This is a genomic window from Leifsonia sp. 115AMFTsu3.1, assembly GCF_004362795.1.
Classification (GTDB): domain Bacteria; phylum Actinomycetota; class Actinomycetes; order Actinomycetales; family Microbacteriaceae; genus Leifsonia.
Genome location: NZ_SNYB01000002.1, coordinates 495,596 through 512,646, shown reverse-complemented (window position 1 = coordinate 512,646; position 17,051 = coordinate 495,596). Strand labels below are relative to the sequence as shown.

The following is a 17,051-nucleotide window of genomic DNA, read 5'->3' as shown; positions in this document are numbered from 1 at the left end:
CTCATCATGGGGCGCTCTGGTCCGGGTCGACGTACCCGACGTAGACCAGGACGAATGGCGACGGATCCTTTTGGAACACGTGGTAGAAGGGCGAATTGATCTCCAGATCGTTCGCTTCCAACGTCGCCAGAAGCTGCGTGTAAACCGCTTCAGTCTGCTCCTCGAATTCACCCTTGACGATCCCTCTCAGGAGAGGGGAGACGTCGACGTACGAATGAAACAGAAAATCCTCGTGACGCGGGAAGGTGCCTTGCCGAATCGGGAGGAACGTCTCGATATCGACCATCTCGTCCATTGGCACGTTGTTGAGACTGTAGAAGAGCGGCCCCACGGGTTCGCAGCCGGTCGCCTCGACCCGGGACACGAACTCGTCGAATTGCGCCGCCATCGCCGTGTAGTGACACTTTGTGCGGTGGCTCACCACGTTCTGAAAGGAGAGTCTTTCACCGAACGTCACGTCATGAAACGGCGTGGCCATCACCGCTTCTCCACCTGCGCGTATAGGTCGAGCACGGACTCGCCGTAGAAGTCGAGGATCACGTGATAGACGCTCTGAAGACTCAATCCTTCTTCTGCCACCGCCTCCTCGATCGCGTCGTACGGCAGTGGCTCCTCGACATCCCAGTGACGATAGAAGTAGTCAGTCTCCAGCTCTACGCGCTCATGGAATTCGAATCCGGAGTGGCGATCACCGACCATATTCACACGATTACCCAGAGTGGTCATGAGGGTGAAGGTCTCCGATCCAGGAAGTCCCCGAAAGACCATCGGGCCCGTGGTGTAGTAACCGTTGTGCACCAGCACCTGGCGGAAGTAGTCGGCAGTGCCGTCGACGATTCCCAGGAGCTCGTCGCCCTCGTGAAGGTCGAGTGTGTAGCTCACGACGTTGTTCATGCTCAGCGTGCGCGGTTGGAGTTTCACGGTGAGTCCTCTTTCTCGTTGTTTCGTTCAGAACCGTTCAGGATGTGCGGCGGATAAGCCGGCAACCGCGGTCACAGGACGTACTTGGCCAGTACCCAGAACAGAGCGAGAGCCTCCGCCACCCCCACGACCCAGAGGACGATCTTCCTGGCAAGCCTTAGACGTACTTCCTTCGCCACGGGGCGAGGAGGACGCTCCCAGTAGTCACGATCCTTCGACTTCAGATAGGCGAGGTACGCAAACTCGACCGGAAGACTGGTCGTGAAGCAAGCGAAGACGATCAGCATGATGATCCCTATGCAGTTCACGAGATATTGGCCTTGTGTCAATACGCTGGGAATGATCATCACCAGCCCGAAGGTGGCCCAGTAGATTTTCGACGTATTGGACCGTGAAACAGCCAGGTAATTTCCGACGGTGCGGTTTTCCGAGTGGCCGAGCCTCAGACGGCGCCGCAACAACAAAGCGTGGAACCCGGATGCACCGCCCGTCAGAACCAACGCCGCCGCGCCGATTACGTAGAACATCGCGGGAGACAGACGGCTGGTGGCACTGTCGAATGATGAAATGACGACCGCCATAATGCTGATGCTGTACACCAATAGCGCCGACATGCTCGCCATCACAACCGAAAAGAGTGTCTGGAACCGGAAGACCGCGCGCTTGGAGACTGTAAGAATCAGCACGAAGCCGCACATGCCCAGAACGATCAAGTGAACCGTAAAGAGTGGCAAGAACAAACCAGCGCCTTCATGGAACACGAGCGCTTGAATGCCGGCGAACGTATCGAGGCTGAGGAGCAAAATGACCAGGATCGTTACACCTGGAAGGCTCGCCAGCGACGCTCGGGTATTGGCTAACGCTGTGAAATAGGCACGATTCGCCTCCGCAGCGCTTGGCGTCTTGTTCTTATTCACCGCAAATCACCGATAGGTCTTCTTGATCGCATCTTTGGCCACGTCCGTCGTGGAAGCGCCATTCACAAGACGTACTTGGCCAGGACCCAGAACGCAGCGAGAGCCACCGATACCCCCAGCACCCAGAGGATGATCTTCCTGGCAAGCCTCCGGCGCACGTCCTTCGCAACCGGACGGGGCGGACGCTCCCAGTAGTCACGATCTTTCGACTTCAGATAGGCGAGATAAGCAAACTCGACCGGAAGGCTAGTGGTGAGACACCCGAAAAGGATCAGACCACAAATCCCGATGAGGTTCGGGACGTATCGGCCTTGTGTCACCACGTTCGGCACTACGGCGATGACTCCGAAGATGATCCAGAACATCTTCGATCTGTTAGACGCGGACACTGCCAAATAGTTGCCTGCCGTGCGTTTTTCCGAGTGCCCCACCTTGAGCCTGCGCCGCAGCAGCACTGCATGCACCGCCGTTGCACTGGCAAGCAGCAATACAGCGACTAGAGCGAAGGTGCCAAACAGCGTGACAAACAGGTGCTTGTCGCGCACATATGCCGCCATGGGAAGTGTGAGCAAACACAGGCCGTAAATCATGATCGCGGCCATGGTCGCCATAACCCACGACGTCAGAACCTGAAACCTGTAGGTCAACCTCTTCAACACGGTCAAGATGAGGTAGACCGCCGAACACGCCCCGATGAGCGCCTGGTTCGCGACAGAAATCGACCTGAAAATCTCGTAGCCGCCGAGGTACGAGGGGTTCAAAGGACCGACGTTCGAGATGAAAAGGATCAGGATTGTCGGCAGCGCTAGGGCGGAAAGCATACTCACGGATCCGCGACTGTTCGCTAGGGCTATGAAGTATGCGCGGTTCGCCTCGGCGGCGGTTAGCTTCTTCGTGTTCGTCATAACCTCAGCGATACGCTTTCTTGATTTCCTCTTTGGCCAGATCTGTCGCTGAGGGACCGAACAAGTTGTTGTCGAGGGCGAAGCCGATGACAAACCCGGCGATCGCGCCAACGATCGTGCCGGCAGGTGGCAGAATCAGTGAGCCGATTGCAGCGCCTGCGCCCGCCGATACGGCCGCGCTAGCGAGATCGACGGTGGTATCGACTGCAAAATCTGCGTAGTCATGGCCGGTGGCCTCGCCGTCGCCGAAGTATTTATCGATATTGCTGCCGACCGTGAGAACGCTGCCCGCGGCGCCGAGGCCCTTGCCGTATTTGGCAAGCTTCGAGGCACCCTTCCAGCCAGTAAAATCGTCAACCGGAGATTTGAGCGCCCCCATTGCGCCTGCTTTGACAGGCTGCTTGTAGTGGTCGATCTTGAGCCCGGTGGCCTCGTTGAAGCCCTTGCCCCCGCCATAAAGGAACTGTCCGCTCTGGTTGTAGAGGAACTTCCCGCCGACCTTCAGGCGGCCCTTGTCGTCCGCCTTGATCTTCCCGCCCTTGAGGTAGTCGAGGATGTCCGCCCTCGTCGCAGCGGCCCCTAATCCATCCCCCGTACCCCCGAGCAGGTCAAGCTTCACGCCGGGCATCACGGCCGGCTCGCTCAGGCTCTTCAGCAGGGCGATGACGTCGCCTGTGGCGGCTGCCAGGTTCTCGAGCCGCCCCATGAAGAGACCCTTGGTTGCCGCAGCGAAGTCGCGCAGCGCTTTGATCTTGTCTTCCAGCTCGTGGATGTCCTTCTCGAGCTGGTTCAGCACCAACTCCAATTGAGCGTTCTTGGCCTGCAACGCTTCACTGAGCCCAGGCACTGCTGTCGACGAGTTCGCGGCACGTTCGTGGACTTCGATCTGGTGTTCGGTCGCGTCGCGCTGCTTCTTGGTCGCCGTGAGTTGCGTATTCAGCTCATCCTCTTTGAGCACCCCGAACTTGCTCACCTTGGCGTTTTCGCTCGTGTAGGTTTCGAGCTCGCCAGAGATCGAGTCGATCTCGTCCTTCGCCTCTTTGACGCACGGCGCGATGATCTGCGCGAACAACGAATCGACTGCCGTATAGCCCTTCCCGGACAGCTCCCCGGTGCCCAGAGCGGTGGTCAGACGGGCGGACGCGCTACTCAGCTTCGTCAGCACGGCGGACGCGGCTGTGAGGTTCGCCGACAGTGCGGCTTTGAGGTTTCCCGAGTCGCCGGAGTCGTAAATCAAGCCCATGACATGCCTGCTTTCTCTCGCCGCATGCGTTCCAGCTCTTCTTCGGATGACGAGCGGATGCTGCTCGCTGTCTCCTCGAAGAGCTCGGCCTGTTCATTCGCCAGTTGGCCGACGTAACTGTCGACCTCTCGTCTCGCCACTAGGCCCTTCTTCACGAAGTAGTTATCCGCGCCCATGGCGATGCCGGCTTGTTCGAACAGGGCCGTGTTCTCCCGCATCACTCGCCGGTAGTCGTCCCACTGCTCCTCAAGTACACGAATCGTCGCCAACTGTTCGGCCGTGTTGTCCTCGTGAGCCCGAATCCTCTGCTCGATCTCGACCTGCTGTGCACTCAGATGTTTCATCGCGCTTCGCACCAGCCGCTCGCGTCCTGCTTGTCCCGATCCTGGATCTCGGCCGCAAGGGCGGTTACGTTGCTCGCCTGACCTTTCACGCCGGACGCGAGTTCAGAGATGCAGTCAAGAAGTCTGTTCGCGACGCTTGATCCGTCTTGCATGCTCGAAACGTTGCTCTCGCTCAGGGTCACCTGCTGGCCTCCCCCGCTCGTGTCAAGCTCCGCGAACTCCGAGACGGCGTCCTGTGCGGCACCGACGTTTGATGCAACCTTCACGACTCACCCTTCCTGTCTTGCTGCTGGACCAACCCCCGAAGTTCAAAGAACGGGTCCACGCGGACCCGCGCCGCCTTCTCGCTCTCCTGCCCCGAGGAAAGGGCATCGGGGATGTCCGTGAGGGCACCCGCGAACTGCTTTGCCTGCGTCGTCTTGCGACGCCCGTTCTCCATCCGGTCGAGAAGATCCGCGAGAAATTCCGTATCAGCAACATCAGTGTAGCCATGATGAACAACAGTATGGATTTCAGTGGCCACAATAGGGAACGTCTCCCTATCCGGCGCCTCCCCATAGGGATGGGGACCTACCAGGTAGCGCGCGATGACCTCGTTCCGCGTGTTATCCGGTCGGAACGCTCCTCTCGCAAGAACGACGAACAAGCCGGAAGCGCTCTCGGTCTCCAGCCGAACGATGGACCCCAAGCCCAGGAGGTCGCCTGTCATTTCGAGGGTCATCGTCATCCTTCGTTCTGCTGGATGGTGGGGATGACGATCTCGGAGAGTTCGTCATCCTTTAGCGAATGGAGGACGTTCTTGCTGGCCGCCTGCCTCCGGGCCGCGAGGGGCAGGTTGTCGACGAACCGCTGCGTTCCCAGGTCGCCACCGAAGAGGAGCTGGTCCACGTTCTCTTTGAGTGTCGCGATCAAGCCGAAATTACTGTTCACCTTGGAAACGTGGTCGAACAGGATCACCTGGACGTGATCGCCGCTGGCGCCGAGAAGCTCGGCTAGCTGATCGGTCGGCAGCATGAGCTTCTCCAACACATCGGTCATGCCGTTGATCAGGATGCAGCTCGGCGTCTGTGTTCCGAACTCGGTCAGATCCGTCAGCGCCTTTTTGACCGCCTCGGCATGACTCTTCAGCGCCGCCTTTCCGATGTAGAGGCATTCGGTAGCTCCGAGAAGCGGCCTGAGCGTGTCATGAGCGTCGATGACGACAAGGTGTTCGCCGGCGATCGCATCCAGCAGACCTTCGATCACGAACGGATACGTTGACGCCGCTTGCTTCCCTGTCGCAGGGAAAATGGCCAACGCCTTACCGACAAACAGGTCGAAGCTCTCCGGCAGGGCACTGCCCTTGTTCAACCCGAGGAAGAGCTTGTTCTGGGACGCCCCGCGGGATACCCGGCTTCCGAACGCCTCCACCGTCAGCTCCTGCGGCACCATCGGGATCCGCTCCGGGCGCGCGCCCGTCCACGCTTCGCCGATGGCGGCGACCTCCTTCTCCAGGGTGTCCAGAACGGCCGCATCGTCCGCTCCGTCGCAGGGCAGGAAGATCTGGATCGCGGTCGGAGACTCGAGCTGGAGCTGGCCGCGGCCGAGGATCTCGGCCTGCATGACCCGATCACGGCCGAAGAGGGCCGCGACGTCCGCCTCATCGTTCAGATAGAGGGCGATCGAGGTCGGGATGTTGCTGGTCATATTCATGCGCATCGAGTTCGCGCGGTTCGCCGTGAGCACCAGGTACACGCCGAGTGCCGCACCCTCTCGCAGGACCTGGATGAGCTGGGCGTCGATCGCCTCCTTCCGCTTGTCCTGTGCGAGGCCGTCGTAGCCGTCGAGGACGTTCAGCAGGGTCGGGAGCGACTGGCCGGTCTTGACCGTGTACTGAGCGAGGGTTGCCACGCCGACGCTGCGGAGGAGGCTCTTCCGGTCGGCCAGCACGCCGGCGATGCGCTCCATGGCCTTCTGGAACTTCTCGTCTTCCTCCAACGTCACGATGTCTGCGACATGCGGAAGGGGCGCCAACGGGAGCAGTCCGTTGTTTCCGAGGTCCAGCAGCATGAACTGCATCTGCTCGGGAGTGTTCTGCCGGGCCAGGTTCATCACGAGCGTCTGGAGCAGCGTCGAGGCGCCGTAGCCCGGGCTGCCGAAGACGGCCGTGTGGCCGGCCTCAGCGAGGCTGAAGCGGTACACCTCCTGCGCCTGCTTGCTGGGGATGTCGAGCAGACCGAGCGGGACGCCCGGCTCCGCGTCGACGGGAGGCGACGGGATCCGGCTCCCCAGGGGCGGCAGCCACGGCTTCTCCGGGAGGACCGCCCCCGACTCCGCGGCGAGCGCCGCCAGATGCTCGACGACCGCGTCGAGCTCGCTCACCTTCTCCTTCCGGGCCTCCTGTGCCGCCTCGTCGCCGGACAGGTCACGGGTCCAGAGCTCGTACTGCCCGAAGTCGTTGATCAGGTAGATGCGCTCATCGACCGTCTTCTTCTCGGTCTTGCCCGGGTCGTAGTCGGCCCCCGACCAGGCCGACTGGAACAGCTCGTAGATCTCGTTGTTGCCGACCTGGAGATAGGCGCGTCCCGGCTCGACGATGCCGGCCGCGTCGGGGGTCTTGATGATCTCCTGCGAGTCGGAGACGTCGGCCACCTTGAGCGCGAGCTTGAAGCGGCTGTTCGACCAGATCTGGTCGTTCACAACTCCGCTGGGCTTCTGAGTCGCGAGAATCAGGTGGACGCCGAGGGATCGGCCGATACGGGCCGTCGACACCAACTCTTCCATGAACTCCGGCTGGTTGGCCTTGAGCTCAGCGAACTCATCGGAGATCAGGAAGAGATGCGGCATCGGCAGAGCCGGATACTTCGCCCCGATCTCACGGCCGTCGGAGTTCTTTCCGAGCTTGTAGAGCCGGGTGTAGCCGTTGATGTGGTTCACGTCGTACTGCGCGAACAGGCGCTGACGCTTCTGGAGCTCGGCGCGGATGGAGGCGAGCGCGCGAGCGGAGGCCGCGCCATCGAGGTTGGTGATCGACCCGAGAAGGTGGGGCAGCCGCGCGAAAAGGTTGGCCATCCCGCCGCCCTTGAAGTCGATGGGGAGGAAGCCGACGTCCTCCGGTGCGAAGTTCACGGCGAGAGACAGGATGTACGACTGCACGATCTCGGACTTGCCGGAGCCGGTCGTACCCGCCACGAGTCCATGCGGTCCGTGCGCGCGCTCGTGGAGATTCAGTTCAACGAGGTCGTCCTTCCCGCGCAGACCGAGCGGGACGGCGAGCGTCTTGGAGGTGTCCGCACCGGCCCACCGCTGGGCGACGCCCAGGTCGTCTACGTGCTTGACGTCGTACATCTCCAAGAAGGTGACGGCCTTCGGGATGGCGTTCTTCTCGACCTCCACGTGAGTGAGGTTCGCGAGCCTGCGCAGCGCCAGGTCGCGGTCGGGCGGAGTCGGATACGGCACGAAATCGCGGGCGACGTAGACGCGGTCGTCGTTCACGAGTACGCCGGCGCTCCGGTTGCGGTACTCGACGAGCGCGGACACCGTCTCGGGAAGCTGCTTGCGGTCCTCCCGGCACCAGATGACCGTGACGCCCAGCTCCGTCATGTCCTCGGCGAGGAACTCGTTGATGCCATGCCCGGCGAGGTAGGAGTCGTCGAGGATCGACAGCACGTAATGCGGGGAGAAGACCGGCTTCTCCCGGCCCGCCTGTGTCAGCGCCTGCCGTCGCTTGCTGAGGATCTGCGTGAAGCTGTTCAGGATCATGTCCCGTGTCTTCGCGTTGTGGACGAGCCCGCGGACATTGAGGCCCTGCATCGTGAAGTGCGGAAGAAAGCGCCACGGGTGCCAGTTCTCGCGATACGACTTGCCCGGAACCAGGGCGATGAAGTTGACGTCGCGATAGGACTGGAAGACGGCGAGCTGGAGCAGAAGGTTCGCCGCGGCGGTACGCACGGCGTCATCCGTGCCGACCAGCCCGAGCGTCTGCGTTCGGAGGCTCAGCGTGATCGGGACGTTCTGCTGCGTCGAGAACCGGTCGACCAGCTCGGCCACCCGTCGAGTGTCCGTGTCGTCATCTCTCTCGTTGGCGTCCGAGGTGACCGTCAAGGACGACGGAGCGTCTCCTGTCCCCAGCGAGACGTCCAGGAAGTCCTTGTTGTTGGGAAGCCGTTCATAGATCCGCGGGCCGTAGGCGGTCACCATGCGCACCAGCGCCTCGGGACCGGGCGCGTTGTAGTCACGGACGCTCTTCTCCTGCTCGCAGAGACGCGTCAGCGACGCCGTGACGTTGACGAGGTAACGCTCGTAGTCGTCCCGGCGTGCGTCGTCCTCCTTCCGGCGCTCACGCCGATCTGCCACGAACTGGGAGACGGTGAACGCGGCGGTCAGCAGGCTCAGAATGGCCATGCCGAGCATCATCAGCGGATTGCGCCCGGAGAGCACGGTGGTGGCCACGCCGACGGCGACCATTCCCAGCGGCGGGAGAAGGGCCTTCAGGATGCTGTTCTTGTCGGGCTTCTGAGCCGGCGCGATCTTGTGCACCTGCACTTTGTCGCTCGGGACCTCCAAGGTGATCCTGGGGCTCCGACGATAGTCGGGGAAGTCGGGCGGGAACTCGTCGTGCTGCTCCTGTTCGAGGAACGTGCTCCGGTCCAGCTCCGTGCCGTCGGCGAAGGTGGTCACCCTCCACTGCGCCGCACGCCTCTCGACGAGGTAGTCCGCAGTCAGGACGCGGTCGCCCACGGCGGCCGCGTGGATGATCTCACGCTCGTCCGCCCGCCGCTCGTTCACGTAGAGGAAGTCACCGCCCGTGCGAGCGATGACGGTATCGCCGTGGATGGCGACCAGGGCGTCACCCGGGGTCCTGATGCTCGCGCTGTCGGAGCCGCCGATGAGGAAATGGTCGTCGGGATCGAACACCAGGTGTGTCGATTCCGCTCGACGAGCATCCACGACGAGGAGCACGTGGTCGTTGCACTCAGTGAGGCCCGCGGGCACGGCGGCGCCATTGATGAACAGGCGATCGTTGACGACCCCGAGGGTGAGATCGTCGAAGACGGCGGACGGTCGCTCCTCGGTGAGGGGGATCGTCACGAGTTCCGCGTCGAGCACATACACGGAGAACAACACGGATCCGGCGATCAACCGGTCGTCGCGGAGCCCTCCGCCGGAGGGTCCAGTCGCCGAGACCGCGAAGAAGTCGGTGCCGGGACCCGCGCTCATCGGCTCGCTCCGAGCCGTGCGGTCAGCTCTTCGATCTTCTTGGCGTACTCGTCGAGCAGCTTCTGCTTGCGCGCACCCTCCATCGACGTGTCGAGCTTGGTCGCCTCGTAGAGGTCGGTGTACGCGAGCAGGGTCAGCTGGTCGTCACCGAGGTTCTGGGCGAGGTTGAGCGCCGTATCCAAGTCTCCCCGTGCGAGGTGGATCCAGTAGTCGAGCGTGTTGTCGTCCGTCTTCGTGGAGATGTTGTTGAGCACGGTCTGCTTCTGAACGGCCGTCAGTTTCGTCAGCTTGATCGAGCTCACGGCCAGGACGTAGCGCGCCGACTTCGGCAGATCGCTCGGGCCGTACTCCTGAAGGTCCTTCAGCGTCTGCGCATAGTCGCTGGTCAGGAAGTCGGACTGGGCCGTGATGATCGCTTCCTGCCGCGGCTGAGCCACCACGACGGATTGGTACGCCCACCATCCCGACACCGAGGCGGCCACGACGGCGACTGCTGCGAGCACCGTCGTGAGCCGGTAGCGGAGCTTCCGAACCGACACGGTCTCGCGCGCCGCTCTCGAGGCCTCCTCCGCCACTTCCCGGTCAACGAACGCAGCGATGTCGTCCACGGTCGGGAAGGAGGCGATCCGCTTGCTGAAGTCGTCCTTCAGAGTCGCCGTGCCATCGATGAGCTTCTCGAACGGCAGACGCGGATGCAGGATGCTCAGCACGAGCGCCTTGTATCCCTTCAGGAACAGCGCGTCGTCGAAGGCCATCGGCGCGAGGATCCCGACGAGGCCGCTGTGCGTCACGGAGACGCCTGCCCCCGTGATCACGATGTTCTCCGGGTGGAGGAAGGGAATTCGGAACTTGCCGGCCAGTGGCCGCAAAGCGGCCAGCTTCTGAGCGGTCTGCAGCTTCTCGAGCCGGGTGCGAGCCCCCGAAGCCGCTTGGCGGATTGTGCGCGCGGCCGCCGGAACGCGATAGGTCAAGACGGCTTGGAACTGTTCGGGAACGTCCTCCGCGAGCGTGACATGGTGACGAACGATGTCGATGGAATCCATGCGTATCTGCGCACCGGCCAGCAGTACCCGGACCGTCTCTCCGGTGCGTTCGAACTCCAACGTCTCGCGCCCATCGAAAACCCTCATACCTACCCACTTCGTCGCGGTGCTTGTGCACCTGATCTGCCGTACGCTCAGAAGTAACAGTACAGACATATAACAGGTCATAACCTGATAAGGTCACATCCTGCTCGTCTTCGAGACCGAATTCATGGGGGATCGACATGCTCAAGAAGGTTCTGATCAGCATCGGCACCGTGGCCTTGGCGCTCCTCCTCGCCGCGTCGACGAACGTGCTCAGCGCAGCCACGGCGGCCGCCCCCGCGGACAGGCAAACGATCGCCCTGGTGAACGAGGACGAACCCGCGACCTTCAACGGCGCCACTTACCTGTTCGGCAAAGAGTTCGTCAGCCTCGTCTCGAACGCCGATCAGAACAACTGGCAGGTCGTCTCACGAAGCGTCGCGGAGAGAGCATTCACCGATGAGACGGTGAGCGCTGTCGTCGTGCTTCCGAGGACCTTCTCGCATGATCTGCTGACCCTGCAGGACCTGAATCCGGTCAAGGCGACCATCGACTACCGCGTCGTCGGCGACGACGAGCTCTCCCGGGAGCGGCTCGAAAGCCGGATGTTCACCATCATCCGCGACTTCAACTCCCGGATCGTGCAGATGTACTTCGCGAGCGTCGCCTCGAACATCTCCGGGGCCCAGGTCAACATGGAGTCGGTCGTCTCCAGCCAGACTGCGCTCCTGGACAGTGTCTCCAACACGCTGCGCCCCGACCTCGAGAAGGCCGCGAAGAGCTACGACGGCAGCATCGACATGGCGACGGTGCTGCGCGGACTCAACAGCGCGTGGGTGTCGGCGCAGAACGGCTTCACCACGAACACGACGAACACGCTGACGTCCGTCAGCGACTCCCTGGGTCGGCAGCAGCCGTCGCTCTCCGCATACTTCCGCCAGCAGGAACAGATCGCGACGACGAACGTGGCGAACGGCAACACCGCCCTCAGCGATCAGAGCGCATCCGACAAGAGCTACTACGACCAGGCGTTCGCGGACCACATCGACGGGTTGCTCTCCGGCGCGGACGGCTGGAGCGGACTGGACGGCTTCTCGTCGACGGACGCGTCGGGTAACAACACGGGCGTGCTTGCGTCGCTCAGGGCGAAGGTGCAGGAGTACGACGGGATGGCCAACTCTGTCAACGGGCGCGTAGAAGTAGTCAAAGAGTCGCTCAAGCATCAGGAGGACGCACTCGCCAGGTCCCGCGCCGACCTCATGAGCTTGGAGACCCGCCTCCTTTCCGAGTACTTCGGCATCACGATGCCGATCACAGACAGCAACTACGACGTCAGCCCCGAGACCTTGACGTCTGAGATGGCGAGAAGTGCGCTCGCGCGGAAGCTGTCCAACACGTTCAGCGGAAGTGGCGCCGCTGCAGCGACCGTGGAACGCTACAAGGAGAAGATCGACCAGCTCGTCGCACTCATTCCGACGGATCCCGCCCAGTACACCGAGCTGTTCAGCGCACTCAAGGCCGCACACAACGAGTTCGAGCCCCAGCCGTACATCAGCCAGCTGGGCCTCATCCAGCATTACGCGAGGGAGAATCCGACCGGTACGGCCGCGCCGCAGCTGAATGTGGTCTCCACGTCGACGGAGCCCGCGGAGCAGTCGGTCACCAAGACGCTGCCCGTCACGGTTCCCGCCGGATCGCGTTACGCGGTGATGGTCGACCTCCCCGAGCCGCTCGAGGCCTCCCGCATGACGGTCGGCCTCGGAACCGTCGCCCCCGCCTGCGCGGACGCGACGCCGAACTGCGTGACGGTCAATCAGGCCACCGGCACGGCGACCCTCGACAACAGCGAGGGAACTGCCCCGCTCACCGCGAGTCTGACCTACATGATCGACCTGGAGGATGTCGTCGGCAGCGCCACCCTGTCGTACACGGCGCAGGACACCACGGCAGCAGAGCCCGTGCCGCCCATCAGCCTCGGGACGGATGTCTACGTCCTCGTCCCCGCCGATGCCGCCGGGACCCGGATCGCGGGCGACGATTTCGTCGCCATCACCGACTACCTGGGCAACATCCGGACCGCGGCGAACCTCCTCCAGTTCCTCTACGGTGCCCCTGACGACACCCTCGAGAGCTTCACGAGCGCGGTGGGAGCCACCGGAGTCGTTGCCGCTCACAGCGAGGAATCCGTCTCCAAGCGGTACGGCACCATCGACGCCGTCGACATCGAGAAGTACCTCAGCGACGTGGACGTGGACAACTTCCAGGCACTCGGCCAGGACAACATCGCTGCGATCATCAAGCAGATCGAAGCAGTCACGACGGAGCTGGCGTCCATCTCCGCGAACTATGCAGTTCTGGACGATCTCAGCGTGCCCGAGGGCTACTTCTCAGGATCTGTGCAGGCGCTCGAGCAGTGGTTCGCCGCAGCGATCACCAGCGTCAACGCTGCTCCGGCTCTGTGGGAAGCGAAGTCCAACACCGTGATCCAGCTGAAGACGACCGCCTGGAACGACCAGGATCCGGGCCTCTCCGAGCTGTATCTCGACGAGAACATGGGGCCGGCGCTCTACGAGACCCTCTCGCAACTGGTGGCCACGACGAGTGCGAACGCCAAGAACGTCGCGGCCAGCGCGCGGATCATCACAGACAACTCCGCGGATTTCGATGAGCTCGTCTCCAGCGTTCAGAAAACGCAGACCGAGACTCAGGCGGTCCTCGATGCGATGAGCGGAACCATCTCCACCGGTAGCTCCACCCTGGCGACGAGCAGCGACTACAGCGAGCGGTTCTCGACCGTGCTCGCCAACACGCGCGCAAACGGCGCCGATCCCGCGAAGATCTACGACTCGTTCGCGAATCCCATCACAACCACGAACAGCACCCCCAAGGCGGCGACATCCGCCCCGGCATTCGATTACACGTGGATCCCCGTCTTCCTCGCGGGCTCGTTGATCGGGGGCCTGCTGACGGTGCTGAATTCGTGGCGCCGCAAGCGAGCGCGCGGCTGATCGTCGGCCTGCACTCCCACCGATTGTCGGTTCTCGTGCCCGAAGGCAGGATGGGAGCAACGAGTCGAGGGGAGTCCGTTGTTCTCCATTGAGCCGATTCCTGGCAATCCGTGGCCGCACGACATGATGATCAGGGTCGATGACGATCTGCAGTCACTGCTGGAACTGCTGTGGCTACGCGAGGCGTGGCAGCTTCATCCGCTCGGTGACGATCTCCCGCCCGCGCTCATCGACACACCCATCGCCGTGGCTCCCGCCGTGAGGAGGTCTGCACCGACCTCGGAATGGGAGGCTGCCTGGACGCACGTCTGGGAGGAGGCGCTGCAGCACGCGGGGACCACTCCCAGCCCCGACATCTTCGAGCGTCTGCAAGCGGCTCCGAACGGCTCGCCCGATCGAGCGCGCCTGTTGCGCGAACTCGTCGGCCCCTCGTGGCGCGAGGAGATCGGCGACGACGCGTTCACGGAGGGAGCGGAGCAGTGGATGCAGGCTCAGTTCGAGCAGCGAGTACGTCCGTCGTCGGCGGGGCTGGAGGCACAGCCGGAACGCCTCTCGCTCGAGGCGCTGATCGAAGCCTGGAAGTGCGGCTTGACCACGGTGGTGCAGATTCCCTGTCGGGGCGCGTTCACCCGGCGCATCGGCCCGCACGCGATCCTCGTGACCGTCGGAACTCGTGCCGATCCCGAGCGCTACACAGAGGCGCTGCGGATCTTCTGCTGAGGGTGAGCCCTGACGATGTCCGCGTGCTCCGCTACCGGGATTCGCGCTACGAGTTCGGGGAGGTCGCCGGCGAACGCGTGACCACCGCCAGAACGTCCCCGTCGCCGATCGGGAAGTCGCCGACGACGTCGTAGGGGCCGAGGCGCAGCGGTTTGTCCTTCACCGCGAGATGCCAATCGCTCGGCATGACGATGCCGTGCTCGTCGAGCACGGTGCTGATCAGCTGCGTCAGTCGCGCCAACGTGACGGCGGCAGGCACCCGGAGGTCGAGCTGTTGAGAATTGAAGTCGATGCTGACGTCAATGTGCCGATCGGCCATGAGTCCTCCGTCGTCTCGACGCGGTCTTCCAGCCGATGAACGCCACCAGCAGGGTCAGGGGAAGGGCCGCGACGATCATCAGCGTGTACCAGAGGTCGGCGCTCTGAGAGGAACCGTCGATCGTCGTCGCGGGGAGGTCGTGTGGGGCGTAGCTCTCGAACAGCTGCGCCCGAGCGCCCGAGTAGTCCCGCAGGAAGAGCGGGTTCGCGTGCGGGGCGAAGTCCGTCGACTCGATCACGTGCGGGATGGACGCCTCTGTGAGTTCTCGGGAGGCGGCGCGCTCGTTCATCGGCGCCAGGAAGAGCTCAGCGCGCACCGGGAAGTCGATCGATCCCCCGGCACTCACGCCGTCGTTGGTGATGACCTCGGGAAGCAACTGCAGGCTGCCGTCGCCACCCGGGCCGACGCCGGGGTCGGATCCCGTGTCGGCCCAGGCCGCCGCGCCCGCAGGGGAAGCCAGGCTGAGACCCATCACGAGGGCCAGCCCGGCCAGCCCGGCGCGACGGGCGCCCCCGGCGTCAGAAGCCGAAGCTCTGCGCATCCTGAGCATCGCGCTCGGCAACGGTGTCCGCGTACTTGACCAGCTGCTTGTTGATGTCCTCGAGGAGCAGCTCGAACTGCTGCACGCTCTTGGCGAGCTGGTCGTACTGGTTCAGGTACGCCTCGAACGCAGCACCCTTCCACTCTTCGGCGATGGTGCCGTTCATGCTGTTGACCTTCTGAACCGCAGCCTCGATCTCGCTCTTCGCGGTCAAGTAGACCTGCGCCTGAGTCTTGAGCTCTTCGGGGGTGACACTGATAACGGCCACGAGGACCACCTTTCATTGAAATACACGTTCCAACGCAACATATCACACGCGGGATGAAGGTAGCCCGGATCGATGCCCGCGCCTGTCCGCAATGGCCGTCCGGGTCGTTAACGGACTCCGCCCACCGCCGGCTCCACGAATCCGTGAAGCCAGCGGTGGGCGGAGGAAGGCCCGCGCGGGTTACTGCGCGAGGGTGAGGAGCACGTCGTCGCCGGGGGCGGCAGGCACGAAGTCGGCCTCGATCTCGGCGCGGCCGAGGAGGTCGTTCATGCGGCGCTGGCGGTGCTTCGGGATGAGGGTGACGACCGTGCCCTGCTTGCCGGCGCGGCCGGTGCGGCCCGAACGGTGCAGGTACGTCTTGTACTCGTCCGGAGCGTCGGCCTGGATGACCAGGTCGATGTCGTCGACGTGGATGCCGCGGGCGGCCACATCCGTCGCCACCAGCACGTTCACGCGGCCGCTGGTGAGCTGCGCGAGGTTGCGGGTGCGGCGGGACTGGTTCAGGTCGCCGTGGAGGCTGACGGCGGGGATGCCGGCGTCCTCCAGCTGCTCGGCCAGCATCTCGGCGAACGCACGTGTCCGGGCGAAGACGAGGGTCTTGCCGTCGCGGTCCGCGAGCTGCTCGATGATGGCGCCCTTGTCGCGGTGCTCGATCACGAGCACGCGGTGATCGATGGTCGAGGACGCCTGGTCCTCGCCCGCCACCTCGTGCACGGCCGGGTTCACGAGGAACTCGTCCACGAGCTGCGCCACACCCGAGTCGAGCGTTGCGGAGAAGAGCAGCTTCTGGCCGCCCTCGGCCGTGTGACGCAGGATGCGCTGGACCGGCTCGAGGAAGCCGAGGTCGCACATGTGGTCGGCCTCGTCGAGGACGGTGATCTGCACCTCGCTGAGGTCCAGACGGCCCTGCTCGACAAGGTCCTCGATGCGGCCCGGTGTGCCGATGACGATGTCGACACCGCGCTGGAGCGCGCCCACCTGACGACCCTGCGGCACGCCGCCGTAGATCTGGGTGGTGAAGAGGCCGACGCTGCGCGCGATGGGCTGCACGGTGCGGTCGATCTGCAGCGCCAGCTCACGCGTAGGCGCCAGGATGAGGGCGCGCGGGGCGCGGCCGAGCTGACGCTTGCCGCCGGCCTTGCCGGAGTCGGCCCACAGCTGCATGAGGCGCTCGGCGAGCGGTGCGCCGAAGGCGATGGTCTTGCCGGAGCCGGTGCGGCCTCGGCCCAGCACGTCCTTGCCGGCGAGGACGTCGGGCAGGGTCGCAGCCTGGATGGGGAACGGCTTGTCGGCTCCCAGCTCGGCGAGGGCGCGGACGATGTTGCCGCCGAGGCCCAGGTCGGCGAAGGTCACGCCGTCGACGTCCTCGGCCTGGATGGCCTCCGCCTCGAGACGCTCGAGCACGACGTCGTCGGTCGGTGTGAAGGCCGGCTTCTCGTCGCGCGACGGGTAGAAGTCCGAGTCGCGGCGCGGGCGCTCGGTGCGGTCGTCGAACTGACGACGCGGACGCTCGTTGCGGTCGCTGAAGTCCCGACGCGGACGGTCGTCGTACTCGCGACGCGGACGCTCGGCACGGTCACCGAAATCGCGACGCGGACG

16 protein-coding genes are annotated in these 17,051 nt (G+C 63.7%); 2 read left to right on the top strand and 14 right to left on the bottom strand.

What is annotated here, in order from left to right; translation table 11 throughout:
- Nucleotides 1-4: 4 nt before the first annotated feature.
- The 10 genes from AXZ95_RS13425 to essB all read right to left on the bottom strand — a co-directional run bounded on the left by AXZ95_RS13425 (nt 5) and on the right by essB (nt 10,659).
- Nucleotides 5-478 (bottom strand): DUF5085 family protein, encoded by a 474-nt coding sequence (locus AXZ95_RS13425; RefSeq protein ID WP_018192295.1) that lies wholly within the window; start codon nt 476-478, stop codon nt 5-7.
- The gene (locus AXZ95_RS13420; protein ID WP_018192296.1) at nt 478-921 is read right to left on the bottom strand and encodes a hypothetical protein; all 444 of its coding nucleotides are present in this window, start codon (nt 919-921) and stop codon (nt 478-480) included. Before AXZ95_RS13420 ends, AXZ95_RS13425 begins: the two co-directional genes overlap by 1 nt.
- Nucleotides 922-992: 71 nt before the next feature.
- Entirely contained in the window at nt 993-1,838 is an 846-nt protein-coding gene (locus AXZ95_RS13415) for a hypothetical protein (RefSeq protein ID WP_043742509.1), read from the bottom strand.
- Between the two features lie 62 nt (nt 1,839-1,900).
- Nucleotides 1,901-2,743 (bottom strand): hypothetical protein, encoded by an 843-nt coding sequence (locus AXZ95_RS13410; protein ID WP_018192298.1) that lies wholly within the window; start codon nt 2,741-2,743, stop codon nt 1,901-1,903.
- Between the two features lie 4 nt (nt 2,744-2,747).
- Nucleotides 2,748-3,986 carry a hypothetical protein gene (locus AXZ95_RS13405; RefSeq protein WP_018192299.1) on the bottom strand — a complete coding sequence of 413 codons (1,239 nt, stop codon included), beginning with the start codon at nt 3,984-3,986 and terminating at the stop codon, nt 2,748-2,750.
- Nucleotides 3,977-4,330, bottom strand: coding sequence for a hypothetical protein (locus tag AXZ95_RS13400; protein ID WP_051087323.1), 354 nt, complete (start codon nt 4,328-4,330; stop codon nt 3,977-3,979). The genes AXZ95_RS13405 and AXZ95_RS13400 overlap by 10 nt, the downstream gene beginning before the upstream one ends.
- Entirely contained in the window at nt 4,327-4,596 is a 270-nt protein-coding gene (locus AXZ95_RS13395; protein WP_018192301.1) for a hypothetical protein, read from the bottom strand. Before AXZ95_RS13395 ends, AXZ95_RS13400 begins: the two co-directional genes overlap by 4 nt.
- Nucleotides 4,593-5,051, bottom strand: a complete 459-nt coding sequence (locus tag AXZ95_RS13390; RefSeq protein WP_231374488.1) for a DUF4176 domain-containing protein — start codon at nt 5,049-5,051, stop codon at nt 4,593-4,595. Before AXZ95_RS13390 ends, AXZ95_RS13395 begins: the two co-directional genes overlap by 4 nt.
- Nucleotides 5,052-5,053: 2 nt before the next feature.
- On the bottom strand, nt 5,054-9,529 hold the full coding sequence (gene essC / locus AXZ95_RS13385) for a type VII secretion protein EssC (protein WP_018192303.1): 4,476 nt from the start codon (nt 9,527-9,529) through the stop codon (nt 5,054-5,056).
- Entirely contained in the window at nt 9,526-10,659 is a 1,134-nt protein-coding gene (gene essB / locus AXZ95_RS13380; protein ID WP_026307304.1) for a type VII secretion protein EssB, read from the bottom strand. The genes essC and essB overlap by 4 nt, the downstream gene beginning before the upstream one ends.
- A 137-nt stretch (nt 10,660-10,796) precedes the next feature.
- On the opposite strand from essB, the gene esaA reads away from it, so the two are divergent.
- The gene (esaA, locus tag AXZ95_RS13375; protein WP_018192305.1) at nt 10,797-13,604 is read left to right on the top strand and encodes a type VII secretion protein EsaA; all 2,808 of its coding nucleotides are present in this window, start codon (nt 10,797-10,799) and stop codon (nt 13,602-13,604) included.
- Nucleotides 13,605-13,682: 78 nt separating this feature from the next.
- A complete protein-coding gene (locus AXZ95_RS13370; RefSeq protein WP_231374489.1) occupies nt 13,683-14,324 on the top strand; it encodes a hypothetical protein in 642 nt (213 codons plus the stop codon).
- Between the two features lie 46 nt (nt 14,325-14,370).
- Here the strand turns inward: AXZ95_RS13370 and AXZ95_RS13365 are convergent, their stop codons facing one another.
- The 4 genes from AXZ95_RS13365 to AXZ95_RS13350 form a co-directional block, all read right to left on the bottom strand.
- Nucleotides 14,371-14,643: an EsaB/YukD family protein gene (locus AXZ95_RS13365; protein WP_018192307.1), complete on the bottom strand. Its 273-nt coding sequence runs from the start codon at nt 14,641-14,643 to the stop codon at nt 14,371-14,373.
- Nucleotides 14,624-15,184 (bottom strand): hypothetical protein, encoded by a 561-nt coding sequence (locus AXZ95_RS13360; RefSeq protein WP_231374490.1) that lies wholly within the window; start codon nt 15,182-15,184, stop codon nt 14,624-14,626. The genes AXZ95_RS13365 and AXZ95_RS13360 overlap by 20 nt, the downstream gene beginning before the upstream one ends.
- Nucleotides 15,162-15,452, bottom strand: coding sequence for a WXG100 family type VII secretion target (locus tag AXZ95_RS13355; RefSeq protein WP_026307305.1), 291 nt, complete (start codon nt 15,450-15,452; stop codon nt 15,162-15,164). The genes AXZ95_RS13360 and AXZ95_RS13355 overlap by 23 nt, the downstream gene beginning before the upstream one ends.
- A gap of 180 nt (nt 15,453-15,632) precedes the next feature.
- Nucleotides 15,633-17,051, bottom strand: a 1,419-nt coding sequence (locus AXZ95_RS13350) for a DEAD/DEAH box helicase (RefSeq protein ID WP_243737918.1), incomplete at its 5' end; no start/stop codon positions are given.

Excerpts from the sequence above, each read along its gene's own strand:
- AXZ95_RS13425 (WP_018192295.1), bottom strand. The coding sequence starts at position 478 with ATGGCCACGCCGTTTCATGACGTGACGTTCGGTGAAAGACTCTCCTTT.
- AXZ95_RS13410 (WP_018192298.1), bottom strand. The coding sequence starts at position 2,743 with ATGACGAACACGAAGAAGCTAACCGCCGCCGAGGCGAACCGCGCATAC.
- AXZ95_RS13405 (WP_018192299.1), bottom strand. The coding sequence starts at position 3,986 with ATGGGCTTGATTTACGACTCCGGCGACTCGGGAAACCTCAAAGCCGCA.
- AXZ95_RS13400 (WP_051087323.1), bottom strand. The coding sequence starts at position 4,330 with ATGAAACATCTGAGTGCACAGCAGGTCGAGATCGAGCAGAGGATTCGG.
- AXZ95_RS13390 (WP_231374488.1), bottom strand. The coding sequence starts at position 5,051 with ATGACCCTCGAAATGACAGGCGACCTCCTGGGCTTGGGGTCCATCGTT.
- essC (WP_018192303.1), bottom strand. The coding sequence starts at position 9,529 with ATGAGCGCGGGTCCCGGCACCGACTTCTTCGCGGTCTCGGCGACTGGA.
- essB (WP_026307304.1), bottom strand. The coding sequence starts at position 10,659 with ATGAGGGTTTTCGATGGGCGCGAGACGTTGGAGTTCGAACGCACCGGA.
- esaA (WP_018192305.1), top strand. The coding sequence starts at position 10,797 with ATGCTCAAGAAGGTTCTGATCAGCATCGGCACCGTGGCCTTGGCGCTC.
- AXZ95_RS13365 (WP_018192307.1), bottom strand. The coding sequence starts at position 14,643 with ATGGCCGATCGGCACATTGACGTCAGCATCGACTTCAATTCTCAACAG.
- AXZ95_RS13360 (WP_231374490.1), bottom strand. The coding sequence starts at position 15,184 with ATGCGCAGAGCTTCGGCTTCTGACGCCGGGGGCGCCCGTCGCGCCGGG.